At 59.3% G+C, this 454-nt stretch carries 1 protein-coding gene; it reads left to right on the forward strand.

Going from position 1 to position 454, the window contains the following annotated elements:
* Nucleotides 1-166: 166 nt before the first annotated feature.
* A partial coding sequence (locus EOC83_RS32580; protein ID WP_206516575.1) for a 5-deoxy-glucuronate isomerase occupies nucleotides 167-454 on the forward strand: 288 nt, incomplete at its 3' end.

The raw sequence follows: 454 nt of genomic DNA on the forward strand, positions 1-454 counted from the left end.
GGGGAGAGGTGAGCACGGATCCTGAGGAGACCCGGTGTCGTTGGGCCACGGCACTGGCCGCACGCCATGTCCGTGGACTCGTCTTGGGACGATCGGTCCTCTATCCGCCGGACTCGGACGTGGCAACTGCCATTGACAACGCTGTTCAATTGTTGGGAGTACAAGCATGACGGAACTAGCTCTTCGATCTGGTAGCACTGCCTCGGGCTGTCGCGACGTTGTTGTTGACCCTAAGTGCGCTGGCTGGACGTACTCCGGTCTAACTATTGCGAGTTTGACGAAAGATGAGACCCTTGAGCTGACCACCGACGACCACGAGTACCTCGTTCTACCTCTGGAAGGGTCGTTCACAGTGCAGGGTGATGGGTTCCGAGCCGATCTCGCCGGGCGCAGCACTATCTGGGGTGAGGTCACCAACTATGCCTTCGTGCCCCGTCACAGGACAATCACCGTC

This window comes from Mesorhizobium sp. Primo-A, from assembly GCF_003997175.1.
In the GTDB taxonomy this organism is placed as follows: Bacteria; Pseudomonadota; Alphaproteobacteria; order Rhizobiales; family Rhizobiaceae; genus Mesorhizobium; species Mesorhizobium ciceri.